Annotated in this window: 17 protein-coding genes and 1 pseudogene; 13 read left to right on the forward strand and 5 right to left on the reverse strand. The window is 41.4% G+C overall.

The genetic code is table 11. From position 1 onward, the window contains the following. Positions 1 to 172: 172 nt before the first annotated feature. The 4 genes from GQR42_RS09250 (at position 173) to GQR42_RS09265 (ending at position 3,839) form a co-directional block, all read left to right on the forward strand. Positions 173 to 2,374 carry a PhoX family protein gene (locus GQR42_RS09250; RefSeq protein WP_158199745.1) on the forward strand — a complete coding sequence of 734 codons (2,202 nt, stop codon included), beginning with the start codon at positions 173 to 175 and terminating at the stop codon, positions 2,372 to 2,374. 92 nt (positions 2,375 to 2,466) lie between these two features. After that, positions 2,467 to 2,646 (forward strand): hypothetical protein, encoded by a 180-nt coding sequence (locus tag GQR42_RS09255; protein WP_158199746.1) that lies wholly within the window; start codon positions 2,467 to 2,469, stop codon positions 2,644 to 2,646. Between the two features lie 39 nt (positions 2,647 to 2,685). Continuing rightward, the gene (locus GQR42_RS09260; protein WP_158199747.1) at positions 2,686 to 3,552 is read left to right on the forward strand and encodes a response regulator; all 867 of its coding nucleotides are present in this window, start codon (positions 2,686 to 2,688) and stop codon (positions 3,550 to 3,552) included. Continuing rightward, positions 3,549 to 3,839 carry a circadian clock KaiB family protein gene (locus tag GQR42_RS09265; protein WP_002752661.1) on the forward strand — a complete coding sequence of 97 codons (291 nt, stop codon included), beginning with the start codon at positions 3,549 to 3,551 and terminating at the stop codon, positions 3,837 to 3,839. The genes GQR42_RS09260 and GQR42_RS09265 overlap by 4 nt, the downstream gene beginning before the upstream one ends. Positions 3,840 to 3,873: 34 nt before the next feature. On the opposite strand, the gene GQR42_RS09270 is transcribed toward GQR42_RS09265, so the two are convergent. The 3 genes from GQR42_RS09270 to GQR42_RS09280 form a co-directional block, all read right to left on the reverse strand. Beyond that, positions 3,874 to 4,497, reverse strand: a complete 624-nt coding sequence (locus tag GQR42_RS09270; protein ID WP_199273383.1) for a type I restriction endonuclease subunit R — start codon at positions 4,495 to 4,497, stop codon at positions 3,874 to 3,876. Positions 4,498 to 4,502: 5 nt separating this feature from the next. After that, complete coding sequence (gene csaB, locus GQR42_RS09275; protein WP_158199749.1) at positions 4,503 to 5,540, reverse strand: polysaccharide pyruvyl transferase CsaB; 1,038 nt, start codon at positions 5,538 to 5,540, stop codon at positions 4,503 to 4,505. Between the two features lie 259 nt (positions 5,541 to 5,799). Next, entirely contained in the window at positions 5,800 to 6,879 is a 1,080-nt protein-coding gene (locus GQR42_RS09280) for a RuBisCO accumulation factor 1 (protein WP_158199750.1), read from the reverse strand. Between the two features lie 90 nt (positions 6,880 to 6,969). On the opposite strand from GQR42_RS09280, the gene GQR42_RS09285 reads away from it, so the two are divergent. The 8 genes from GQR42_RS09285 to GQR42_RS09320 all read left to right on the forward strand — a co-directional run bounded on the left by GQR42_RS09285 (position 6,970) and on the right by GQR42_RS09320 (position 13,513). Next, entirely contained in the window at positions 6,970 to 8,157 is a 1,188-nt protein-coding gene (locus GQR42_RS09285; protein WP_158199751.1) for an RNA-guided endonuclease InsQ/TnpB family protein, read from the forward strand. Between the two features lie 256 nt (positions 8,158 to 8,413). Continuing rightward, on the forward strand, positions 8,414 to 9,214 hold the full coding sequence (locus GQR42_RS09290; protein ID WP_002775137.1) for a carbon dioxide-concentrating mechanism protein: 801 nt from the start codon (positions 8,414 to 8,416) through the stop codon (positions 9,212 to 9,214). Positions 9,215 to 9,623: 409 nt separating this feature from the next. Continuing rightward, positions 9,624 to 10,097 (forward strand): hypothetical protein, encoded by a 474-nt coding sequence (locus GQR42_RS09295; protein ID WP_158199752.1) that lies wholly within the window; start codon positions 9,624 to 9,626, stop codon positions 10,095 to 10,097. A 368-nt stretch (positions 10,098 to 10,465) separates the two neighbouring features. Then, positions 10,466 to 10,690, forward strand: a complete 225-nt coding sequence (gene mazE, locus GQR42_RS09300) for a type II toxin-antitoxin system MazE family antitoxin (protein ID WP_158202433.1) — start codon at positions 10,466 to 10,468, stop codon at positions 10,688 to 10,690. Next, entirely contained in the window at positions 10,683 to 11,054 is a 372-nt protein-coding gene (locus GQR42_RS09305) for a type II toxin-antitoxin system PemK/MazF family toxin (protein WP_158199753.1), read from the forward strand. Before mazE ends, GQR42_RS09305 begins: the two co-directional genes overlap by 8 nt. Before the next feature lie 384 nt (positions 11,055 to 11,438). Continuing rightward, the gene (locus tag GQR42_RS09310) at positions 11,439 to 12,617 is read left to right on the forward strand and encodes an adenine-specific methyltransferase EcoRI family protein (RefSeq protein ID WP_158199754.1); all 1,179 of its coding nucleotides are present in this window, start codon (positions 11,439 to 11,441) and stop codon (positions 12,615 to 12,617) included. A 238-nt stretch (positions 12,618 to 12,855) separates the two neighbouring features. Continuing rightward, on the forward strand, positions 12,856 to 13,158 hold the full coding sequence (locus GQR42_RS09315) for a hypothetical protein (RefSeq protein WP_158199755.1): 303 nt from the start codon (positions 12,856 to 12,858) through the stop codon (positions 13,156 to 13,158). After that, on the forward strand, positions 13,139 to 13,513 hold the full coding sequence (locus GQR42_RS09320; RefSeq protein WP_199273298.1) for a type II toxin-antitoxin system PemK/MazF family toxin: 375 nt from the start codon (positions 13,139 to 13,141) through the stop codon (positions 13,511 to 13,513). The genes GQR42_RS09315 and GQR42_RS09320 overlap by 20 nt, the downstream gene beginning before the upstream one ends. Positions 13,514 to 13,805: 292 nt before the next feature. On the opposite strand, the gene GQR42_RS09325 is transcribed toward GQR42_RS09320, so the two are convergent. Further along, positions 13,806 to 13,961, reverse strand: a complete 156-nt coding sequence (locus GQR42_RS09325; protein ID WP_158199757.1) for a hypothetical protein — start codon at positions 13,959 to 13,961, stop codon at positions 13,806 to 13,808. 306 nt (positions 13,962 to 14,267) lie between these two features. Here GQR42_RS09325 and GQR42_RS09330 point away from each other — a divergent pair, with 306 nt between their 5' ends. Further along, entirely contained in the window at positions 14,268 to 15,155 is an 888-nt protein-coding gene (locus GQR42_RS09330; protein ID WP_158199758.1) for a hypothetical protein, read from the forward strand. Positions 15,156 to 15,212: 57 nt separating this feature from the next. On the opposite strand, the pseudogene GQR42_RS29910 reads toward GQR42_RS09330, so the two are convergent. Further along, positions 15,213 to 15,355 (reverse strand): annotated as a pseudogene (locus tag GQR42_RS29910) (IS630 family transposase); the annotation flags it as partial. Positions 15,356 to 15,731: the final 376 nt, after the last annotated feature.

The raw sequence follows: 15,731 nt of genomic DNA on the forward strand, positions 1-15,731 counted from the left end.
TCTTTTCACCGATTACTGTTTACTGATCAGTGATCACTGATTACTGATTACTTTTAACTGGCTGTTAACTTAGTCATAACTTGGATAATATATAATCCCTATGTCAAGTGTCTGTAATAAAATTTAACCTAATCAAGGTCTGAACATCAGTTTTGACTTTATTAATGAAAATATGAGTATTTCTCGCCGTAATTTCCTCACCTTTTTAACTGCCACTGCCGGTGTCTCTTTTTTCAGTCTGCAAGAGAAAAAATATTCCTCTCTGGTGAGCAGTCCTGCGAGCGCTGCTAATAGTTTTGGGTTAAACTTTGCTGCAGTCAAACTGCCGATTCCGCTAAAAATTGACGGCATGAGCGATGAAAGCCAAAAAAATGCCTATCAAACCTATACAGTCCTAGATGATCTCGTTCTTCCGCAAGGATTCACCTATTATGTGGTAGCGCAGTGGGGAGATCAAGTAGGTGATTCCCGTTTCGGTTATAACAATGATTATCTATCTTTTATCGAAACCAGTCCGGGTCAAGGTTATCTAACCGTTAATTTTGAATATATCAGTGGTCGTACTTGGCTACAAACCTTTGAACAGGTGATTGGTAAAACCCTACCCGTCAAGGAAGTACGGGAAAAAACCAACGAAAAGGGCGAAATTGCCGCCTATAACCTGCAAGATGCCAGCTTAAAGGCAAAAATCGAGGAAATCTCCCTAGAAGGCTTAATTGATCAGGGAATTGGCGTAATTTCCCTCGCTAAAGATCAAACGGGAAAATGGCAACGTACCTATAGTAAAGCCGATCGCCGCATTACCGGTATCTCTGGACTAAAGGACGGTCATTACCTGAAAGCGACCGGTCCTGCTGTAGCAATTTTTACCAAAACCGATAAACTTGGCTACGATGACGGATTAGGGTCAAAAATTATCGGAACATTGCAAAATTGTGCCGGGGGAACAACTCCTTGGGGAACCGTATTTAGTGCCGAGGAAAACTTTCAAGACCAAGTGACCGAGGTAGTGTTAAAAGACGGTTCCTCTTTGCATCCCGATACTACTCCCTTTATTCTCAATAGTTCGGAAGTGGATGGCCGGGGTAATGTTTTCGGGTTAGCGGGAAATAAATACGGTTGGATGGTGGAGGTGGATCCGGCCAATCCCGACGATTACGGCACAAAACACACTTGGTTAGGGCGTTTTCGCCATGAAGCGGTCGCTTTTCTCGCTCAAACGGGGCAACCCTTGGCGGTTTATTCAGGATGCGATCGCAGAGGAGGTCATGTCTATAAATTCGTTTCCGAGGGCAAAATTAGCGATATTAAGCAGAAAAATAACTCAAAACTCCTAGAAAAAGGAATGCTCTACGGGGCCAAATTCAACCCCGATAAAACCGGTTATTGGATACCCCTAAATCCCGACACGGAGATAAATCCCGTCCTACCGAGTCAAATTGCCGCTAGTCGCGGGGATGGGGTAGTAGCTTTGCCAAATCCCGAAAGAACGGTCAATGAGACTAAATTACTGCTATTTAAGGACGATGAGGAGATTCTAGCCTACAAAGCTAAATATAAGACCCTCGCGGACCTGTATGAAGGTAATCCGACGGAAAAACAGGGAGCAATTCTCATCGATGCTCATTTTGCCGCTAACGCCGTTGGGGTCACTTGTACTGGTCGGCCAGAAGATACGGAAGTGGACGAGAATGGCACTTTATATATAACCTTTACCTCTGGTAGTCCCAGTGAAGCGGAGGGAGGAGCCGATAAGGAGATATTTAAGGGACCAAATGGCGAAATACCCTACGAATTTGGTTGGATTATCAGTTTAAGGGAAGATAATAATGATGCTGCTTCCTTAAGTTTTCGTTGGGATGTGGTCGCTTATGGAGGGGAACCGACAGAGAAAGGTCAGGGTTTTTCTAATCCCGATAACCTCGCTTTCGATCAACAGGGAAATCTCTGGATGGTTAGCGATATTTCCACGGGTGGGTTAAATCGAGAGATGAAAACTCGTTATCCCCAAGGGGTTCCGGTTAGTCAACGGGATTTATTGGGGATTTTTGGCAATAATAGTGCTTGGGTGTTTGCCAAGGGTCAAGAGCATCCCTATCCTTTTGCTATCGCTCCCATGGATGCGGAATTAACGGGATTGTACTTTACTCCCGACCAAGAGACGTTATTTTTGGCAGTACAACATCCGGGGGAAGCGGGGGGAATTCGTCGGGATTTGGCCTTTGAAAACCGCAAATTTGCCCTGAAAACCACTAATGGGCAGGAATTTGAACAAATGCGACAAGTACCCCTAGGGTCGAATTGGCCCAGTGGTCAAGTTAATCAACCTCCCCGGCCGGCAGTGGTGGCAATTCGGCGAATTGAGTCAAAATAGGAGAAGGGAGAGGGAAGTGGGGAAGTGGGAATTATGAATTATGAATTATGAATTATGAATTATGAATTGGGGAAGTGGGGGAAGTGGTAATTATGAATTATGAATTGGGGAATTGGGGAAGTGGGGAAGTGGGGAAGTGGGGAAGTGGGGAAGTTTCGGGAAAAATCGTTAAATTAAGGATTTTAAGAGCAAGGTTGCCATTAATATCTCACTTTTGCCGGAGATATATTGTGATTTTATCCTTGAGTTTCCCAAAGATGAGCGTACTATGAGAGTAGGGGGAAAAAGATAATTTTAGCGATCGATTAACAATGACTAGGGATCTCTGTAGGATTTTATTGATAGAGGATGAGCCGACGACTGTTAAACTAATCCAGAGATTGCTGTTAAAGGCCCCCCAATGTTCCTTGGCCAAGGGGTTGACTTTTACCCTCACCCAAGCTCAGGATCTACAGGAAACTGGCGAAAAACTAGCAGGGGAGAAATTTGATCTCATCCTCTTAAGCTTGGAAATCTCTGTCCCCCCCGGTTTAAATATCCTAGTCAAAACCAGAGAATTAGCCTCTGATCTACCGATAGTGGTTCAAACTACTAGCAATGATGAGAAATTAGTCGTTAAAGCCTTTCAACTGGGTGCTGATGGTTATATTCAGTTAAATAATATCGATAGTAGTCTTTTAGTCTATCAAATTCGTGTGGCGATCGAGCGTCAGCAATATATCCTCAATCTTAAACATCAACAACAGGAAGAGGAATTTCGCGAACTGGAACAGTTAATCAAGGGAGGACAAACTAGCATCACGGCGAAAATGTTCGGTTCTGAGGCAATAAGGCAAAGTATTCCCGATATTTTTCAAGAATTAGTCCAAAATTACGGAGAGTTGTTAGATTTAGCTTTAGAAGAACAAGCATATAAAGTGGAACATAATCTATCGGAACGACTGCGAAGCTTGGCCGATAAGTTAGGATTCTTAAAAGCTAGTCCTCGCGATGTGGTGGATATTCATACCACCACCCTACGCCAAAAAAATCAGGATGTCACCCTGGCCAAAGCGCAGGCCTACGTTAGCGAAGGTCGTCTTATGGTCTTGGAATTGATGGGTTATCTCGTCTCTTTCTATCGTAAATACTATATCGGTCTCAGCAACATTAAACTGTTCAATAACACGCAATCATGAGTCAATATCTTCTCAAACTCTACATTATGGGTGATTCAAGTAAATCCCAGAGGGCGATCGCCAATATTTTTCGGATCTGTCGCGAGGAGTTATCTGATCTTTATACGGTAGAAATAATTGATGTTCTCGAACAGCCGCAATTAGCGGAACAGGATAAAATTCTCGTAACTCCTACTTTAGTCAAACAACTTCCCCCACCCCTACAAAGAATTATCGGCGATATGTCCAATACCCAAAAGGTTCTCCTCGGTTTGGATGTTATACCCAAAGATTCCCATCTCAATTAGGATTTTTCCTCGCTAATAAGCTCTAATCTTGATTTTATTCGATCGCCTCAGCGATGTGTTTTAAAATCTGCAAAACTCTATATAGTTCTTCTCTGGAAATAAAGGGAGCAAATACCCTAGATAGGGCATAATGATGGGCATTAGCTCTCAATTTGACCAATAAAATATCATCTCCATTGGTGACGAGGGCAAAGCTAGGTTTTTCCGGCCGGGGATTAGCCATCAAATAGGCTAAGGTTTGCGGTAAGGCAGTCCAAACCGATAGGGCGGTTTTTTTTGATTCTACAATTACCACCCAAAACTGATTTAACCAGACTAAAACATCGATTCTACCCGATAGTATTTCTTCCCCATCATCGACGGTTAAGCTTACCGATTCCTCTGCGCGTACTCGAAAAGGCGGATCGTAAAAACCCGCAATCGCTAGTAACGGAGAAACTAACAATAAAGTCACGGTTCCTTCTAATAACTGTCCCGCCGATCTTTGGTATAAATACCTTTGTCTTAGTTCATCCAAACTCTTTTTTTCATGGCTAGATAGAGACAGTAAATCACTTTGCCATTCGGGAAAAAACGCCCCATCTTCTGTTAAGGAGAGATTAAATCTTGTCTCGGCCATGGCAATAGTCGTGATCGCTTCGGTAATAGCACTCGACATAAAAATTAGCTCACCAATCTAAACAAAATTTCTCGATGAATTAAAGCTCGATCGATTAAAAAATGTTTGCGATCGCTGGTTAATCCTTCTCCATTGGCATAAAAATCAATCCAAGCATTACTAATATCATTAACTGCCTCTGGTAACTGATCTAATTCCCAACCCTGCATCGGGACTTCGGCAATTAACCGCGAGACTTTCGGATCATAACTAAGGGCAAAACAACGACAATCTTCTGCCGCGGCCATAATTAAACTATGAAAGCGCATTCCGATCACCATTTCTACCCCGCGAAATAAGCCTTTTAACTGTCTTGGATCCTCTAAGCTAATGATTTGATAATTTTCTCTTAATTGACGGGCTACAGCTTCACAGAGGGGCAAATCCCGCAACTTTTGAAAAGGGACTAAGAGAATAAACGCCCCCGTACTGGTTTGCAAATGAATTAAAGCTTGGGTTAATTTATCTAATTTTGCTGGGGTTAATAGGGGATGGGGACGTAAATTGACGGCGATTCTTGGGGCAGGTAAATCCGATAATCCCTTGACGGATTGAGCGTCTAAAGCCCATACTGGATCGGGGGCAACAATGGGACTAATACCCCAATCAGCGACTAAATGAGCCGATACATCATCGCGCACAGTAACTAAACTACATTGTTTTAAGACTTTTTTGGTTAACCAACGAGTAAAAGGTCTATTTAATGGTCCAATTCCCTGGCCCCAAGCCATAGTTTTTAAGCCCAATAATTGAGCAAGAGCCATTAAACCACCGTAATAAATTGGACTGGCAAAACTGGTGACATCCTGCATTAAACTGCCGCCACCCCAGATAAATATATCGGCTTTTTTAAGAGTTTTAAAAACTTGCCACCAATCCCGACTAGGACAGGTTTCTACTCCATAACGTTGACTGGTTTCTCTGGGATTATTTGACAAAACAATAGGTTTAATTTCTGAGGGCAACATCTGCAATAGAGACACTAATAATGCCTCATCTCCTCCGTTTCCTCTCCCATAATATCCACAAATTACTGCACGCATATATCAGTTATCAGTTATCAGTTATCAGTTATCAGTCAACATTTGCCTGTTGTCTGTTCCAGTGTTTTCTTGAAAGTAGGGTTTCCCTTTTGGCTTTTTCCTTGAAAAATGTCTCTTAGTTTCTTAAGTTATGCCGTCAGCTACAAGTTAGCAATGACCAGTTTTATTGGATTCAGTGATCAGTTTATCTATTGTCTTATTCCCCCTCATAACTAATAACTTAAACCTGATCACTGTTTACTGATAACTGATCACTGATTTAGTCATCCATTTGCCAGGGTTCGGTGATGTTTTTTTCATCAAGGATATTTTTAGCCCTTAAAATCAAGACTAATTGACCTAAGATGGTGACATTGGGGGGACTATCAAACCATTGTAAAAAGACGGAATTATCTCTCTCTACTAGATAATAATTGTTCACGTCCCATTCGGCAAAAACTCGATCGATCACTAATAACACTTCCTCGGATCTGGTGGCAATCGATCGAGGTAATTGATCGCTAGGCCATAAAATAGCTATAGGATCGATCGCTTTGAGAATTGCTTGCCAACCGGGGAGAGGCACAATTGTTTGTTTATCCCCCACCGTTACCAGTCGAAAAGGTTCCTCGACGCTCAAACTTTCTGTGTGTTTTATATCAGTTACCGTCACCGGAAATCTTCCTACTAAAGGAATAATTCTGGCTAATTCGTCCTCATCCTGTAAACGATGGACGGGTAGCAGGGGAGCGCTACGGGTGGGAGTAACGGTAAAATCTTGTAGTAAAGACTCGATCGCCTGTCTGGCCGAGTCAGAATGGGCAAATTTCAAACCTTTAGCGATTAATTTCGCTCTTTCGGCTAAATCTCGCTTTTGTTTACCCCGTTTCCAACACTGGTAAGCGATCGCATCTCCAGGATGACGGGTAAATTCACTGGGAATCTGGGATAAACGGGAAAAATCTTGGATAGCTTTGGCGATATCGTGTGCTTCAGCCACCTCAATCCTTTTTTCTGCCGCTAATTTCGCTGCCCCCAATCTTTGTTCTTGGTTGAGAATTCGCAATTCGTATAGCACATCACTGCGCGGCCCGATGTAGTAACTTAACAAATCTTCAGCTGCTCCCGCTTTGATTAAACTCTCAAAAACTTGGGCAGCGACAATAATTAAATTTTGTTGGGCATTTTGAAACCCGGTTTGTTCAAAGATTAACTGGGAATCGTAGCCAGCTTTTTGCAGTTTTTGACATTTTTGCCCCCAATTCACCCAATTTCCTTCCTTATGAAGCAGCGATCGCATTAATTCGGTCGCTTCCGTTTCGCTGATTCGATCATCTGTACTGCGAGGCTGTTCTGTCATCGAAAATTTGGGTCTGAAACCCCGTCGTTCTACGACGGCTTTACCGTTAAATATTAGCACATTTACGAAATATATGCTAAAATGTGAGGCATGGAAAAAGCCTATTCGTTTCGATTTTACCCCACACCCGAACAAGAGTCGCTATTGCGGCGCACTTTGGGCTGTGTAAGATTGGTTTACAATAAAGCTCTCCATCTCAGAACACAAGCATGGTACGAAAAGCAAGAAAGAGTAGGATATACTGAAACCTCTTCAATGCTAACCGAGTGGAAAAAGCAAGAAGAATTAGACTTTCTCAACGAAGTAAGCTGTGTACCTTTGCAACAAGGGTTAAGACACCTACAAACAGCTTTCACTAACTTCTTTGCTGGTCGTACTAAGTATCCTAACTTTAAGAAAAAACATCAAGGAGGAAGTGCCGAATTTACTAAGTCAGCTTTTAAATTTAAAGACAGACAAATCTATTTAGCTAAATGCACAGAACCTTTACCTATTCGATGGTCAAGACAAATCCCAGAAGCTTGTGAACCAAGCACAGTAACAGTCAGATTACATCCCTCAGGACGCTGGCATATCTCAATTAGATTTGATGACCCAACAATTAAGCCATTACCAGTAACAGATAAAGCCATCGGAATTGACTTAGGAATTAGTAGCCTAGTAATTACCAGCGATGGTGACAAAGTGTCTAATCCTAAGCATTTTAAAAAGCATTATCAGAGACTGCGAAGAGCATCGAAAAGCCTTTCTCGAAAACAGAAAGGGTCAAAGAATCGAGAAAAAGCGAGAATCAAAGTAGCCAAAATTCACGCCCAAATTACTGATAGTAGAAAAGACCATTTACACAAGCTAACCACTCAATTAGTTCGTGAAAACCAAACGATTGTAGTTGAGAATTTAGCCGTCAAGAATCTGGTCAAAAACCCGAAATTATCTCAGGCAATATCTGACGTTAGTTGGGGAGAAATTACCCGACAATTAGCTTATAAATGCCGTTGGTATGGGAGAAATTACCTCGAAATAGATAGATGGTTTCCTAGTTCTAAGCGGTGTAGTAATTGCGGGTATATTGCTGAGAAAATGCCGTTAAATATTCGAGAATGGGATTGTCCAGACTGTGGGACGCACCATGACCGAGATGTTAACGCAAGTAAAAATATTTTGGCCGCAGGGCTTGCGGTGTCAGTCTGTAGAGCGACCATAAGACCAGAACAGAGTAAAACTGGGGCGGCAGGTGCGAAAAATCCTTCGGGACAGAAGCAGAAACCCAAATCGTGAGGTTTGGGAATCGCCGTCCGTTTTACGGCGGCGAGGATGTCAAAGACAACTTGATCAAGCTACAATAACTAAAATTTATCTAATCCCTCAAAAATCTTCAATAGCAATTAAGGTTAACAGGATAGACTAGATAGTAACAGGATAGCTGACAATCACCCCCTTCGTACCTGTTAGGGCAAGTTTATCTTCAATGTCTAGATTAAGAGTTAATGGAAGCACTCCCCCCTCGTCCACAACTAACCCCAGTCAAAGGACGATGAAAACCAAGCGTCACCCCAAAGATAGCGCCTTGGGTTTGGTCTCTACCCTCAGCTTTCCGGCGATCGTCGGGACGGCGGATATGATGCTAAAATCAGCAGAAGTTACCCTCGTGGGTTACGAAAAAATTGGCGGTGGTCACTGTACGGCGATCGTGCGTGGTAATATTGCCGATGTGCGGTTAGCAGTGGAAGAAGGGGCAAAAACCGCCGCACAGTTCGGACAATTGGTATCTAAATCCGTTATTCCCCGACCGATGCCCAATTTAGAGGTAATTTTCCCAATTGGTAGCCGTTTAGCCGAAATTGCCCAAAGTCAACGGGGGTTCAGCAAACTGAGCAATATGTCGATCGGTCTCTTGGAAACCCGCGGTTTTCCTGCTATGGTGGGGGCAGCCGATGCCATGTTAAAATCGGCCGATGTGCAGTTAGCTTCCTACGAAACAATTGGGGATGGTTTGTGTACGGCCATTATCCGGGGTTCCGTCGCTAATGTGGCCGTGGCCATTGATGCGGGAATGCGGGAAGCGGAGAAAATCGGTGAACTGCACGCGGTGATGATTATTCCCCGTTTATTGGAAGATTTAGAACATACCCTACCGGTGGCCAGCTACTGGTTAGAAACCCCCGAACCTCTACCGATGTTGTTACCCAATACTGTCCGGGAAAAACAACGGGAATTGGTCGCTTTACCGGAATTGGAAAAAACCAAAATACCGATTCGTCGCCAAGAAATGCAGGAAAAAGTGTTAGAAGAAGTGATTCCCGTGGAAGTTATCACCGATGAGGACAGTTATTAATTTTTATTTTCAACTTTGCTCCTGTGCTGCTAAAAGTACAGGACCAAAGGTTGAATTAGGGTTTGCATCAAAAAGTTTGTTGGTGGGTGTGGATTTCCCAGTAAAAAATCTTTACAGAGTCCCCCGACAATTGAACGAATCGAATAATTATAAATTTTTGTCAAGGGGTGCGGTCAGATCGAATAATCGTCGCTAGAATTAGCCTAGTTGTCAGGAATTTAGTTAAACAAGGTTTTTGGCAATATGCTAATCTGGCTAAACACGCTTTTGGGCGTGATATAGGGAAAAGTTCTGGCGATTGCGCCTAAATAGAGTGATATGCCGAAAGTTGACTCATACCGTTACTCTGGAGAGTGTTATACAGAAAGTTGACCTATAATATGTGGTTAGCCGCGTCCGAGGTAGAACAATGGCGGATCCGAAACGACTGATTGATATCCAATTGGAGATGCTTAACGCTGAACTGAACCATGTCGGTGAGGCGATCCGTCAACACGATGAGATCACCAAGTCGGTTAAGAACTGGGCTGTCGTGACATGGACAGCTAGCATTGGCTTGTCCCTCAAGGACCCAAATTTGCACTCACTCATCTGGTGGACAGCCATCCTGCCTTTGGTGTTTTGGATTGTGGATGGTTCCTTTCGCAGAATTCAGAGGAGTCTCATTAGTCGCATGCGGGAGATTTCAGACTACGTAAACTCGCCGATGTTCAGAACAGCAGCCGAGAACGGGTCTGCCTTGCAGTTCCCGCTGCTACTGATGCGAAGGAAGACCAAAGATTTCAAAAACACGCTTCCAGGCACGATGTTGTTTAAATCGGTATCGCTGCTCTATCTGGGTTTGGCGTTTTGCAGTTCGCTGCTCTGGCTGACTGTGAAGTGAGAATGAGGGGGCTAACCAAACGCTCCAGCCGACCGCTACGGCGGCGGCTGAGCGTTGACGTTAGGTTTCAAACCAACAGTGCAATCGCCTTTAGATTTATGCCAACCCTCTATAGTGAGATCGCAATCTTGTAGGGTGCGTTCCCTAAGGTGGTTCCTACTGCTCCAGCGATCGATTTTGGGGAACGCACCATGCACATTGATTGAAGCTGTGGGTTTAAGTGCGATAGCGAAGACACTGGATAGCACTCCTAGATGTCGTTAGGCATTCAATCTACTTACAGATCAGAGGCAGGCATTGACAATTAATGTAGGATTAGTTAGTATGATGGTCTAATCCTACCAAGCTGTCGTAAACAGTTTATGGCAATGAGTAAGAAAGTTAGCATAACCTTAGATGACGAAGTTTTGGACTTTGTAGATCAACTAGCAAGCAATCGTAGCAGCTTTATAAATGATGTTCTCTGGCAAGAGAAAAGAAGGGTTTTTATGAAAGAGCTAGAAGACGCTTATAAAGATCAGGCCAATGATCCAGAGATACAAGCAGAAATCTCTGTCTGGGATATTGCAGTGGGCGACGGTCTAAATGCCTAATGGAAGACTAACCTATAAGCGAGGAGAGATCTGGTGGATCGATCTGAAACCCGTTGTTGGTTATGAAACCGATAAAGAACGTCCTTGCCTGATTTTACAAAACGATATTGGCAATCAAAATGGAACAACGACAGTAGTTGCTCCATTGTTGCCCGGGAAAAGGACTTATCCTTTTGTTGTCAATATTACCCCGACAGTGCAGAATGGACTAGACGGAGATCGACACATCAACTTAAGTCAAATGAGGGCTGTAGATTCTCAAAGAATTAAGAATAAACAGGGTGTTTTAGAAGACGTTTATTGGGAAGAAATAGAGAAAGCAATATGTATTGAGCTCGGTTTCAGCAAATCCCTATCGCCGTAGGGTGCGTTCCCTAATGTAAGTCCTACTACTCCACTAATAGATTTTTGGGGAACGCACCATGCACATTGATTGAAGCTGTGGGTTAAAGTGCGATGTGGGCTAATCTGGCTAACACGCTTTTGGGCGTGATATAGGGAAAAGTTCTGGCGATTGCGCCTAAATAGAATAGCGAAAGTTGACCCATATCGTTACTCTGGAGAGTGTTATAGTCATTTCAGATAAGTCTGATACAGTCTAGACCGACAAAACCCTTATGAAATCTGGGATTGATATTCTCAATCTTAATTGAAATGACTATATATATAAAGTTTCCGTATAATTTTTAGTTATACATACATTATCTGTAACAGAAAGTGGCAGATTTAAGTAAAGAAAAGGCACAATATGACTAAAAAGAATCAATCAAAAAGATTAACGAATCAACATAAAGAGTCTAAAGGTGTGGTTGGTATATTTGGAGATGAAGCAAAATCACACGACATAACTGTTGGAAAAATTTCACTTTTTGTAATTGAACAGCTTGAAAAGGAGTTTCCTCAATATAGGTTAAAAATGGCAAGAAATGCAACAAACGAATTATTACAAAAAGCTAAAAAATCAAAAAGTGACGAGTTTTATACACAGCTTTCAGATATAGAAAGCGAATTACAGCATTATAAAAGTCATTTTGAAAATCAAGTAGTTTATTGCAATTGCGATGACCACCGAATTAGTAACTTTTTTAATTATTTTACCTCAAATTTCAATGAATTAGGTCTTAAAAAAATAATAACATCTTGTTATAGAGAGCAAGTAAAAAATTTATTTAATACAGAAGAAGATGAAAAAGGTTTTTTCTTTGAATATACAGGTACAGAAGGCGAAAAAAACAAACCAACGTCAACTGACCTAGTTTACTTTAATGGAGATGGTGATTTTCGTAGTTCGGAAAGCATTGAACTATTAAAGCAGTCCGATATTGTTGTTACCAATCCCCCATTTTCATTATTCAGAGAGTATGTAGCTCAATTGGTTAAATACGATAAAAAGTTTTTGATAATTGGAAATATTAATGCAATAACCTATAAAGAAATTTTCAAACTTATTAAAGAAAACAAGGCGTGGTTAGGAATAAATCTTGGTAGAGGTATTTCAGGTTTTATTGTACCTGAACACTATGAACTATATGGAACAGAAACTCGAATAGATAACTCTGGTAATAGAATAATCTCACCAAACAATTGTTTATGGCTTACTAATTTAGATAATTTTAAGCGGCACGAAGATATAGAACTTACAAAAAAATATTTTGGCAACGAAGTTCAATATCCAAAATATGACAATTATGATGGAATTAATATTAATAAAACACAAGACATACCAATAGACTATAAGGGATATATGGGAGTGCCAATAACATTTTTACATAAATTTAATTCCGACCAATTTGAAATAATTAAATTCAGGAAAGGGAATGATGATAAAGATTTATCAGTAAATGGGAAATGTCCGTATTTTAGAATAATAATCAAGAATAAACGAATACAAACTGAATATATTGATTTAACTGACAAAGAAAGATAATGTATAACAAATCGTTGTACCTGACATTTTTCCGCTACGATCCAAAATGTAGCGGTCGCAACGCGCTCGCTACGCGAGATCGCAATCTTGTAGGGTGCGCTCCCTAATGCAAGTCCTACTGCTCCAGCGATCGATTTTGGGGAACGCACCATGTACATTGATTGAAGTTGTGGGTTAAAGTGCGGTCGCCGATCTTAATAAGCTACATTAACAACAATACTTAAAGAGAAGGCTTAAAATGGTTAAATCAACTTTGTACACGACAGCAAAAGTCCTACCGGGAAATAGAATTGAAATTGAATCTCCAGATCTGACTGTAGGACAAACTGTTGAGGTAGTTATTTTGCTTGAAGAAGTTAGTTCTGATTCTTCTACCACCGAAGATATATCTCCATCCTTAAAACAGCGTCTTGCTTTTCTGAAGTTACCAATGACTGAACGGAGGAATATTCTCAAAAGTCAAGCCGATATAATGCTCTCTCACTATCAACAAGATTCTGAATGGCAGCAGTTAATGGCAGGTGACATCATTGACTATTAACCCTGAGCTGCCAAAACGTGGAGAAATTTGGTTAGTCAACTTCGATCCTACTGTGGGTGCAGAAATCAAAAAAGTGCGTCCTGCTGTCGTCATCAGTTCGGATGCAGTAGGAAAGCTTCCTATCAAGCTTATTGCTCCTATTACAGACTGGAAAACATATTTTTCCGCAAATTTCTGGCCCGTTAAAATTGAACCTAACAGTATCAATGGATTGAATAAAGATTCGGCAATTGATACCCTTCAACTAAGAGGGGTGGATTTACAAAGGTTTATTCGTAAATTAGGAGGCGTTTCTGAAATTACAATGCTGGAAATTGTAGCCGCCATTGCTACTGTAATCGAATTTGAGGTCTAACAAATCTTGCACCCGACCAACAAAAAGCCACTGATGCTGGAAAATAGACCAAAATGGCGGGGGAATTCAGCTGGTAGGGTGCGTTCCCTAATGTGGCTCCTACTGCTCCACTAATAGATTTTTGGGGAACGCACCATGTGTGATGTCGAAGGCACTGCGTAGAAGTACGCTGACGAGTGTAGGGTACGCTAATCAAATGTAATGCGCCATATTTTCATTGGTGAGGCCAGCAGAGTTGGGGGTGACATCTGGACTTCCCCCATACATAAATACTAAAAAATCAACAAAACCCTTACTGCATGGGGCTTCTCAGAAAAAGTTGACAAGCCACCACTGGGGACATTTTCCCGTTGAAAATGGCTGTACCGTTGACTGTATCTGGAGTAGAGCGATGACCTAGAGTTGGCTGTGTAGCGATCGCTAACCTAATTGCAACAGATAGTGTCATTAATCTCTAGAGTAAGCGATTTCCTCTCTTGTTTTTGCCAGTTTTCCGCCACAAAACGAGCTATAGGTCAGATGGAAAATTTTTGCCTCAAACCCTATCTGCCTAAGAACTTAAGTCAGGCTCTGTAAGACTTTTAGTCATTGCCAGTATATTTGTACGAGTAAGTCCAATTATACTAAATCCTGTTTAGAAGGTATAGGGGAGGGGGGAGCGGGTTTTTTAAAGTTCGATTGAGAGTTAGTTATACTATTAAAAGCAGATTTAGTATTATGCAACTCAGCAATATAAGTTAGGAATTTTGGGCTAATGTCACCTACTTTTACACCAATAAGACTCACGATTATCGATTTCCTTGGGGTTTTCCTTCCTGGAATGGTGTGGACTGTCTTATTTTTTACTCTCCGAGAGATGGTTTCTCCTCAATGGAATATAAAACCTACCGATCCTCTTAAAGTTGCTTTTTTTATTGCAACTCTTCCCAAAGAATTATCAGGGCATGAATACGGCGCACCCTTTTATGTTGGTCTAGCCTTATTATCAATTCTTATCGGCTATTTCAACATGGCTTTATCTACATATCCAGCAGAATGGATTTCTATTCGAGTTCCTAGTTTCATAATTATCATTATAATGATAATTAAGGTCTTATTTGTCTATTTATTTAAATGTCCATGCAAAATCCAAAAAATTCATCAAGAAATTCAGAAAAAAATAGATAATCGAGAAAATAAACCTAGAATTCTAGAATTTTTTCCCTTTAAGGATTATTACGAAAAAGAACAAAAATTTCTCTATTCAAGTATCAAAAAAATTGTAACCTCAGAGTTGCAAATTCAGGAAGAATCAGACAATGTTAAGATAGAGAAACTAGCTTCTTATCAACCTTTTGAAATCTGTAAGCGCCTTCTCAAGATTCGTCAGCCTGTTTTGTGGGAAGAAGCACAGTACAGGGAAGCTCAGGTGCGAATGTTAGCGTCTCTGTTTCTTGCTTCATTATTTAATCTTATACTATCTACACTGGCTATCAAAGAAGAACCAAGCTGGATATTCACATCCCTTGTCATCACGATCATTGTGGGACAAACTTTTAGAAAAAGGAGGTTCCGGGAGGTAGAGGATGTTTACATCTCAACCCTGCTCGTTAGGAATTCTGTACCTCCTTCATCGAATTCTAATTCTGATAAAATTAAGTAACCGATCCTGAGATATACTTTAGATGGTCATAATCTGAGATTTATTAAACTTGTGAAATCAGAAGGTGAGCAGGGAATCAAGTTCTTTTTTATGTTTCAGATGGGCATCATTCAGACATCCATAAATAGCCGAAAAAACTCGGAAAATTTTTCATAATATCTGGCTTTCCCATTGACAAAAAGCCATAACCTGTGCTGTAGGAGGGATTAAGAGAATTTCCGATCCCCCCTTACTGGGTACAAATTAAGGAAACCCCTAATAAATCCAACGCCGTACAAACTCCTCGTCAATAGCAAATCAGGTTATACTTCATCTTTCTGGGAAACGTCGGAGATTTTACCTCACCTCAACTGTAGCACTGGCATCATTGCCCAACACATCGACTAAGCAGACAGCGATCGCTGTCCGAATCCCTAACGGCTGCATTCGTGGCAAGATCGATCGCCGGTTCGACTGGGAAAAAATCGCTAGGGGATGCGATCAATAGAACAAGGGCAAGCGAAATCTAGGTTAGCTTTCCCGTCACGTTTTGCTCTTAGTTTTAAAGGGCTATACTCTACTGTATCAACGGGCATT

The organism is Microcystis aeruginosa FD4 (genome assembly GCF_009792235.1).
Classification (GTDB): Bacteria; Cyanobacteriota; Cyanobacteriia; order Cyanobacteriales; family Microcystaceae; genus Microcystis; species Microcystis viridis.